This window comes from Actinospica sp. (assembly GCF_035552695.1).
Lineage (GTDB): Bacteria > Actinomycetota > Actinomycetes > Streptomycetales > Catenulisporaceae > Actinospica.
On the sequence record NZ_DASZKT010000114.1, the window covers coordinates 1 to 9,264 of the forward strand.

5 protein-coding genes and 1 pseudogene are annotated in these 9,264 nt (G+C 68.1%); all 6 read right to left on the reverse strand.

What is annotated here, in order from left to right:
- Nucleotides 1–693, reverse strand: a 693-nt coding sequence (locus VG296_RS13955; protein WP_325566122.1) for an alpha-amylase family glycosyl hydrolase, incomplete at its 3' end; no start/stop codon positions are given.
- A gap of 90 nt (nucleotides 694–783) precedes the next feature.
- A complete protein-coding gene (locus VG296_RS13960; RefSeq protein WP_325566123.1) occupies nucleotides 784–4,848 on the reverse strand; it encodes an endo-alpha-N-acetylgalactosaminidase family protein in 4,065 nt (1,354 codons plus the stop codon).
- Between the two features lie 14 nt (nucleotides 4,849–4,862).
- On the reverse strand, nucleotides 4,863–6,923 hold the full coding sequence (locus VG296_RS13965; RefSeq protein WP_325566124.1) for a hypothetical protein: 2,061 nt from the start codon (nucleotides 6,921–6,923) through the stop codon (nucleotides 4,863–4,865).
- Nucleotides 6,924–7,772 carry a carbohydrate ABC transporter permease gene (locus tag VG296_RS13970; protein ID WP_325566125.1) on the reverse strand — a complete coding sequence of 283 codons (849 nt, stop codon included), beginning with the start codon at nucleotides 7,770–7,772 and terminating at the stop codon, nucleotides 6,924–6,926.
- Nucleotides 7,769–8,725 carry a sugar ABC transporter permease gene (locus tag VG296_RS13975; RefSeq protein WP_325566126.1) on the reverse strand — a complete coding sequence of 319 codons (957 nt, stop codon included), beginning with the start codon at nucleotides 8,723–8,725 and terminating at the stop codon, nucleotides 7,769–7,771. Before VG296_RS13975 ends, VG296_RS13970 begins: the two co-directional genes overlap by 4 nt.
- Before the next feature lie 104 nt (nucleotides 8,726–8,829).
- Nucleotides 8,830–9,264 (reverse strand): annotated as a pseudogene (locus VG296_RS13980) (sugar ABC transporter substrate-binding protein); the annotation flags it as partial.

A 9,264-nucleotide genomic window follows, 5' to 3' on the forward strand; every position in this document is an offset into this window, starting at 1 on the left:
CAGCGTTTCCGCGCCGAGCGGTCCGCTGGCCAGCAGAACCCTGTCGTGCTCCGGCAGGCGCCGTTCGGTGTCGGAGAAGTTCACAGCCACGATCAGCCGGTTGCCGCCCGTTCCGCGTCGGAAGGTGAGCAGGCCTTCGGCCGGGTGCTCCCAGTTCCAGTCGGGCTGGCCGGGGGCGAACATGTGCAGGTACCACTGGCCGGGCGAGCCGTCCGGCTCGGTGATCCTGGTCCACGCGGATCCACCGAAGTTCGAGCGCCAGTTGTTCGGCGGCAGTTCGCCGTGCTCGCCGCGCCCGTCGCGGAAGTGGAAGAGCCGCCGGTGCGGGTGGCCGGGCCCGGCGGCGACGGCCTGGCGGAACAGCGCGTGATCGGTGGAGCAGTGGTTGGGTACAAGATCGAGCAGGACCCTGATTCCCAGGGCGTGCGCCCGATCGATGAACGCGCGCACGTCGGCCAGGGTGCCGTAGAGCGGGTCGAGGGCTCGGTAGTCGGCCACGTCGTATCCGCCGTCCGGCCACGGCGAGGGGTACCACGGGCTGAACCACACGGCGTCCACGCCCAGGCCCGCCATGTACGGCAGCTTCCGGCGGGCACCGGCGAGGTCCCCGATCCCGTCGCCGTCGCCGTCGGCGAAGCTGCGCGGGTAGATCTGATAGACGACCGCGTGCCGCCACCAGTCTGGGTCTCGCATGCTCTCGTTCCCTTTCAGGGGGCCGGGCGGAAGGGGGCTGGTGCCGCGCGGGCGTGCTCCCCCGCGCGGCACCTCAGTACTCGAATCCGGTCACGGAGCCGAAGCGGCCACGGCGAAGAAGTGCAGTGCCGAGTTGGCGGGGAGCACGATCGAGGACACCTCCTTGCCGGGCTCCAGCGCCACCGAGTTATAGAAGACGTCGTATTCGGTGCCGTTCTGCCTGTTTCCGGTCGGCGCGTTGTTGCCGACGGTCTTCAGCGCGACCTGTGCGCCGAAGTCGGTTTGCGTCTCGCAGCACCAGTTGGGCACACCGAAGGTCGCCGTCGAGGACGTGCCGTCGATGTAGTTGACGGTGAGAGCGCCCGATTGCTGAATTCCGGCCGCGGAGGCCAGGAAACCGAGCGTTCCGCTGCCGCTCACGCTGATCAGCTGGCCCTGCGCGGTCGTGTTGTCCCGCGTGCCGTTCGGCACGTCGGGCCAGGCGAACTTCGTTCCGGCGAACGTGATGCTCGCACCGGGGGTCGCGCCGTCCGCCGCGAGTTCCTGGGCTGAGAAACTGTCACCGCCTCCGTCGAAAGCACCGGGCGCCGTATTCGAGTTGTCGGTGACGCCTACGTCGTTGAAGGTCGCCGCCAGGTTCGCGTATGCGGCCTGGGCGTTGGCGGTGCCGCTGACCGCGTCCTGCTCGCCGTTCCAGGTGTACGTCGCGTGTGCGGCGAGCACGTTGGCTTGGCCGGCCGCATCGGCGCTCGGCGTGACCTGCAGGGTCTGGACGAGCTTGGCGCCGGGCGCGACGCTCGCCGCCCCGGCGTTGCCGCCGGTCGCGGTCCAGCCGGAGGGGATGGACGTAGCCAGATCGACGTTCTGCTCCGGCTCCTTACTGGTGTTGGTGAACATCGAGGTCACCGTGGCCGGCTTGCCGGGGGTGACGACCGGCGCGTTCACCGTCAGCGTTGAGAGCGCGTCGCACTGGTCCTCGGCGCTGGGTGCGGGACCGAGATCGGTCACGACGAGGTTGTCGATGACCCCGGATCCGTTGCCGTTGTTGTTCTGGTAGAGGCCGAGGTACGCCGAGCCGCAGGAGCCCGCGGTGAAGCTGGCGTCGATGCTCGCATGCGGCGCCGAATACTGCGGCGGAAGGCTGTCGGTCCAGCCGTTGGGCTTCGGGTCGGTCGAGGCGGGCGCACTGTTGAGTGCCCGGTTCGTGGTCGCGCTCAGCGGGATGTCGACGATCGGCTTGCCGCGGCCGTCCGCGCCCACCTGGAAGTCGTAGAGCCCTGCGGTATCGGTCTGGTAGTCGAGTTGGACGCGGTAGGCGTGTCCGGGTTGGAAGGCGATCGTGCCGGGCCAGGTGCGGAACTGCAGGCCCTTGCCGTTATCAATGGTCTGCAGAGAGTGGTCGCCGCCGATCGTGTCCCTGGTGTATCCGGGGTTGAGCGTGGAGAGCATGGCGCTCTGTTCCTGCGAGATGCCCGGGATGAATGGTCCCCAGCCCTGGGCGACGTGCTCGAAGTTCTCCGCGTAGAAGACTCCGCCGGGATGGTTGTTCGCGCCGGGGTCGGCTTGGGCCTCGGCGTCGGTCCAGGAGACGGTGTCGCCCGTGGTCGAGTCCGCGCCGCCGATCAGTGAGAGCACTGCTGTCGTGTGGCCGGCCGTGGGCGTGAACAGGACCTGCAGCCTCTGGTAATCCTGTCCGTAGAGTCTGCTGTCGGCATCGTCTTGCGGTGGGGTGGGCGCATCGATCGAGTTCGCCACGGCTTGTCCGCCGTACCCGCTGGCCTGGATCGAGGCGGTGCGGTGTCCGACCACTTTCACCCACGCTCCGACGGCGTAGGTCGTGCCGGGCGTCAGGCCGGTGAGGGTCTGGCTCACCTGGCCCTCGTCCGCGCCGGCGATCTGCAGGTACTGGAAGCCCTTGGCGTCCGTGCCGATGGTGACACCCTGCGTGCTACCGGTCGTCGAGGCGCGCGTCCAGTCGGCGAAGGACTGCGTGTAGAACTCGGGGTCCTTGACTATGCCGCCCTGGCCGTAGTCCGCGCCGCTCGCCGTCGCGCTGTTCAGCGCGGGCGTGCCGTTCTGGTTGATCGGCTTGAGGACCGCGCCCGAGGGATAGACCACGTACGGCGTGTTCGCCTTGATGTTCAAAGTGACCTGATGCGCGGCGTTGACCTGCAGCGTCACCGGGTCGGCCTTGCCGGTCTGGGTCAGCTCGTAGAGGGTGACGCTCTTCTGGTTGTCCCAGGTCGTCGGGAGCGTCCAGGTGCGCTGCTGTCCGTCGCCGGACCATGCGTAGATCTTCGCGTCCGTGGACGGGTCGTAGGGCAGGAACTCGTCCGCGCCGTCGCGCAGCAGCACGCCGTTCTGCCAGATCTCAGGGTTCTTGCCGTTCATCGTCGTCTTCACTCCGCCGGTGAAGTCGATCTCGTCGCTCTGCCAGTCGGTGATCTGGAAGCTCTGCAGCCACTTGGTGGGCAGGTTGTTGGTGAAGACGTTGGCGATGGCGGCGTTGTAGTCGGTGCCGGTGCCTCCGTGCCAGCCCTCGAAGCCGACGTTCTGCGCACCGCCGAGCATCGGCTGGCTGTCCTGGATCCAGGCGTCGGCGTCCGAGTTGTAGATGAAGCGCATGATCTGGCTGTTGATGCCGACGTTGTTGTATTCGTTCGAGTCGTGGTACCAGTCGACGTAGGGCCAGACGTACGTCGGGAACTCGGTCTCGAGCGGGAGGCCGTGGCCGTTGACGACGTTCGCCTCCTTCCATGCGTCCCAGTCCTCGCTGAAGAAGGCGTCGGTATAGACGAACCCGAGGTCTGGCAGCGCCTTCGTCAGCTGTGCGACGCGCGTGGCGAAGTCGCCGGAGGCGAGGTCCTGGTCTGTGTTCATCATGTAATCGGTGTCCTGGAACACGTACGGGTTGCTCGGATCGGTCGGAGCCGTGGTCTTGCTCCAACGGAACGCGTTCGCGTCCATGGACTCCATCGCGTCGTTGATGTGCACACCGACGATCGCGTTGTACTGCTTCGAGCCCGCCACCAGGGTCCGCAGCGCCGGCAGGCCTCCGGCCGCCACGTTCCAGTCGCCAGCGTAGTCCGGGTCGCCGGTATCATGGCCCTGATCCTGGTACCCCTTGACCTCGATCGACTGGCCGAGGCCGTCGGTGTTCAGGTCCACCTTCTTGATGTCGTCCAGAGTCTCGATGAACGGGGTCTCCGCCTGGCTCGACATGTTGAACGCGATCTGCGAGACGACGTTGTTCGACACCTCTGAAGCGCCGACCGGCGTGGTCATGATCTCCCGGTAGGCGGTGGCGCCGTCTTGCCAGTCGACCTTGCCGTCAGCGTTGCGGTCGCCGGTGAGCACGACCTTGGCCTCGGGCAACGCGACCGCCTTGCCGTCGTTGCCGCGGTACGTCCAGGTGTTGCTCCAGGCGGCCGTGGTATTGACGCCCCCGCTCGCTGTCGTCTGCACGAGCAGGTTTCCGTAGGACTGGATCGCGCTGCTCCAGATCGCCGAGGAGACGCCGTCGCCCGAGAGGATGGCGACCTCGTTCTGCACCGGCGCGGCGTCGACGGAGAGGTCCTTGACGGACTTGACGGTGTCGAGGCTCGGGCCCGGGGCGTAGTAGGTGCGGTAGATGTTCGCGTCCGCCAACTGGGCGCCGGTCTGGTTTCCGCTGACCGAGACGAGGGCCTGACCGGGGATGGCCACCGTGGTGATGGGCGTCTTGCCGTCCACGATCTTGGTGATCTTGAAATCGAGGATGTCGTTCGCCACGGAGATCTCGGCGTCCAGGGTTGCGCCGATCGACGCAACCTTCATCACATAGTCGACATGGTCGGCGGCGGTGGTGGAGGTCACGGTCGGGGTGTAGGCCGTGCCGTTGAGGACGAGCTGTGGGGCGGTGCCCGAGTGGCCGCCGAGAACCCCGTCGTCGGCCTTCCACTGGTAGCCGAGAACGTCGGGGAACGTGGTGTCGACGATGACGTCCATCGCGTCGGACGAGATGACCGTCATCGTCGTGTCGCCGGGGGTGGGGTTCTTGGTCGCGCCGGTCGCGCCGGTCGCGGCCGTGGCCGGCGCGACGCCCTGGAGCGTGAGTGCGAAGAGGATTGCGGCCGCGGCGGCTGCAGCGAGCCGCCTTGGCCTGGAAATACGCATGATTCTCGACTACCTCACTTCATCGTGGGTTGCGGTTTCCATTCAAGAACCAGCCATCCGCGGTGGCCGAGCTCCGACGCGACGTGCACGCGGAGTCCGTCGACGGAAGCTGATTCGGCTTCGGGAGCGGCCAGCGGCGCCAGCTTGGTGGCGCGTGTCCATTCGGGGGGCGCGGGGAGGTCGACGACCGGGCGTGCCGGATCGGTGCTCCCGTTGGCGATCGCGAGGCGCGCGGCGCCGCCGACTCTCGATAGATGAGGGATCAGGAACGGCCCTCCGCTGACCAGCGGTATTTCAGGGTTCGCACCCTCGAGGAAGCGCACGGTCCGGTGCAACAGCAGCTGTGCCGCGTCGCTGCCGGGCAGTTCGGCGGGGGCGGTGGCGGCGAGTACGGCGACCCGGCCGCCGAGTTCGTTGCGGAATGATGTCCGGCCCGCGCCCCAGTAGACGCCGTCCGCGGCTTCGACCTGTGTCCAGATCTCGGCTCCGCGCAACGGCTCGATCCTGGCCAGAGCGGGCTGCACGTTGACGCTGAACATGCTGTGCTCGAGGTCGAGCTCACCGGCGAGCGCGGCACCGACGAGGCGTTCGCGGGCATAGGGACCGGGCTGTGAGCGCTGTTCGCGGTCCACGAGCTCTGGCACTTCCACACCGAGCAGCGGGCCGAAACCCCGATGGCACAGCACGTGCGCGGCCACGCCGTCGAGCAGCAGACCTCGGGACAGCAGCTCGTGTACCTCGCGTTCGTCGAAGGCCCAGGCCTGCTGTCCGAAGAGCGCCTGGACCGGCGAGGACCCCGCCGTGACCGGAACGCCGTAGCGCAGCAGGAAGTCCGCTGCGGGGGAGGGGTCCACCTCCAGTTCCGACAACCCGCCTCCATGCGCGCGGACGTGCGCGGAGGCGTCGGGTCTGAAGGGCAGTCCGACGCCCCGGGACTCGAAGTCGCGCGGGTAGCGTTCGGCGATCCAGTCCAGCGCCGGACGCGAATCCCGCAGCATCCCGCCGACTCGCGGGTAGCGCTGCGCGACGTGCCGCTCGTGGTTCGGGTACGCGTTGATCAGCAGCGCGTCGGAGCCCGCGAACTGCGCGGTGGTCATCTCGGACCAGGTCTGCACGTCGGACTTCGCCCACGACGTATAGGGCCAGTTCTCGATCTCCGGCTCGCTCCGCACGAACTCGGGCCGCAGCCGGCGCTGGCCCTCGAGCAACCACACTTGGCCGCTCAGCGCGCTCCCGGGAACGTCCGTGTACCAGGCGAAGTGAGGACGCTGCGAAACCCGCCCGTTGACCGACAAGGCTTCGAACAGGGCAGTCCAGTCCCGGCCCTCGACCGCGTGCGCGTCGAGACGCGAGCTCATCAGGCCGAGTCGTGAACGGCCCGCGGAGCGCCGTCCCACCTCCGCGCTGACCAGGCCGGCCACTTCGAGCTGGGCGGTGCGCCAGACCTGTTGCATCAGCGCGCGCCAGGGGTGCGGTGGGCCCGGCCTGGTCATCGCCTGCACCGCGCGCTCCCGGGTGACGGCTTCGCCCGTGAGCGCGGAGAGCCGCTCGAGCATCAACGGCTCGAAGCCGCCGCCCCAGGCGAGCGGAGAGTGGTTGTGATAGCGGAAGTCGTCCTCCAGCCAGAGCACCCGGAGCCCGAGTTCCGCGAAGCGCCCGTACTGCCCGACCAGCCAGTCCCGCCAGCGCGGGCAGGCGAACGAGGCCTGCGCCGTCGCGGCCCGGCCGTCGGGCGCGACCATGGGGGCGAAGCCGAGCCGGTCGAGCCGGCCGCGGTCGGCGTGTCCGACGGTGACCCAGGGGTTGAGGCTCACCGAGATCCCGGCGCCGGACAGTACGCCGTACGCGAGCGAGATCGTCTCGAACCAGCGGTCCTCCTCGGCGCCGGCCACATGCCCGTCGTAGACGTCCTCGGCGCCGAGCAGCAGCACGACCTCGTCGATCTCGAGGTCCTCGCAGACCTTCGCGAGCTCCTCGGCCTCAACGCGCGTCTCGGTCGGGTCATCGGCGGGCAGGATCTGGTAACGCAGGTGGTAGCGGGCACGGCGGTACCCGGAAATGTGCTGCGCCGACATCTACTTCACGCTCCCCGCGGTCAAGCCGGTGCGCCAGAAGCGTTGCAGCGAGAGGAACAGGATGATCAGCGGTACGACGCAGAGTGCTGCGGCGGTGATCACGATGTTGGTGGGCACGGCGTTGCCGATGCCGCGCTGCTCCTCCCAGCCCACGATGCCGACCGTGACCGGCTGGAGCCTGTCGTTGGCCAGCATGAGCGCCGGCAGCAGGTAGTTCGACCAGATGCTCACGAACTGGAACAGATAGATCGTCACCAGCGCCGGGGACATCACCCGCAGCGCTATCTGGAAGAACGTGCGCGTCTCGCCCGCACCGTCGATCCGCGCGGCCTCGAGCAGTTCGTCCGGGACGGCGGCCGCGGCGTAGATCCGCGCCAGGTAGACCCCGAAGGGGCTCACCATGCTCGGTATCAGCACACTCCAATATGTGTTGACCAGGTGGATCGGCGAGAATAGCAGGTAGAGCGGGATCGCCAGCAGCGCCTGCGGCACCAGCACCGCCGCGAGCACGATGTTGAACACCAGCTCCCGGCCGCGGAAGGGGAACTTGGCCAGCGCGTAGCCCGCCAGCGCCGAGAACAGTGTGCTGAGGGCGGCGCCGAGCCCCGCATAGATGACGGTGTTCAGCAGCCAGAGCGGATAGATCCCGTCCTGCTGCGAGAACAGGCCCTTGAGATTGCTCAGCAAGTTGAACCGCCCGAACCAGAAGCCGTTGCCGGTGAACAGCCCGGAGTTCGTCTTCGTCGCGGAGACCACCAGCCACCACACGGGGGCCAGGAAGTAGATCAGGCTGAGCGTCATCAGCGCGAGCACAATCCAGCGCGTCGGGCGCGAGACGGGGTTGTTCATCGGGCCACCCCTCGGCGCTGGACGAGGCGCAGGAAGCCGAAGGACAGCGCGAAGGCGAGCACGGCCAGGATCACCGATTCCGTCGCGGCGTAGGGGAAGTCGTTGTTCGCCACCGAGTAGTACGCGGCGAAGATCGGGGTGTAGGTGCTGCCGAGGTTGGGGGCGACGGCCTGCAGCGTGGCCGGCTCGTTGTAGAGCTGCGCGGTGCCGATGATGGAGAAGACCGTGGTGAGCACCAGCGCCGGGCGCACCGTCGGGATCTTGATGTGCCAGGCGATCCGCCAGGCGGAGGCGCCGTCCACGGTCGCGGCCTCGGAAAGCTCCGGCGGGATCGCCTGCAGCGCCGAGTAGATGATCAGCATGTTGTATCCGGTCCAGGCCCAGGTCAGCATGTTGCCGATGGTCGGCGCGAGCATGCCGTTCGTGGTCAGGTCAAGGCTCCAGCCGAGATGGTGGGCGAGCGCGGTGATCGGGCTCAGGCCGGGGGCGACGAGGTAGGACCACATGAGCGCGCCGATCACGCCGGGCAGCGCGTAGGGCAGGAAGTAGGCGAGCCGGAAGAAGCTCTTGAACATCGTGCTCTTCGCGTCGATCAGCAGGGCGAGCACGAGCGCGAGGCCGAGCATCAGCGGGACCTGGACGACGCCGATCAGCAGTACGCGCAGCAGCGAGGCGCGGAATGCGGCGTCGTGGAAGGCATCGACATAGTTGCCGAGCCACGCGAAGGCCTTGGTCGGCGCGGACAGCCCGAGCCCGCTGTGGTGCAGCTTGTACAGGCTCTGATCCACGGTGTAGAGGATCGGCGCGATATAGACACCGAGGAAGAGCACTGCGAACGGCGCCAGGAAGCACAGCGCGGTGCGCCGGATCCGGCGACGTGTCGCGAGGGCCGCCGCCGGCGGGTGGGCGGCGACGCGCGCATCGGCGGGCGGCGCCGAGGTTTGGGTGGTCATGACGGGGATGGCCTTTCGCCGTCGCGGTCGTTCAGGGCGGTGCGAGGTATGGGGGACGAGCGGCTGGAGGCCGGTGCGGCGGCCCCAGCTCCTCGTCAGCGGGCTTATGAGCCCGAAACCGACATCCCCTGCGACTTGAGCGCGCTGACGGTCTTGGTCTGCACGTCGGTGAGCATTCCGGTCAGCGTCTGCGAGCCGGTCTCCACGCCGCCGAGGTCGTTGCCGAGATCGGTCGAGGTCTGCGTCATGGTCGGACCCCACTGCCAGGAGGTGTTGATGTCCGGCATCTCGCTCTTGAAGACCTGGTAGATGACCTGGTTGCCGTAGAACGCGCTCGGCGCGGAGAGCGCCGCGTTCGTCAGGCCCGAGGTCGCCGCCGGGTAGATACCGGTGACGTTGATCAGGTTCGTGACCGACTGCGCGTCCGTGCTCATCCAGTCCGCGAACTCGGCGGCCTGCTGCGGGTCCTGGCAGCCCTTGAGCACTGCCGTGGACGAGCCGCCGTCGTTGCCGTACGCCGGGGTCGAGGCGTCCCACAC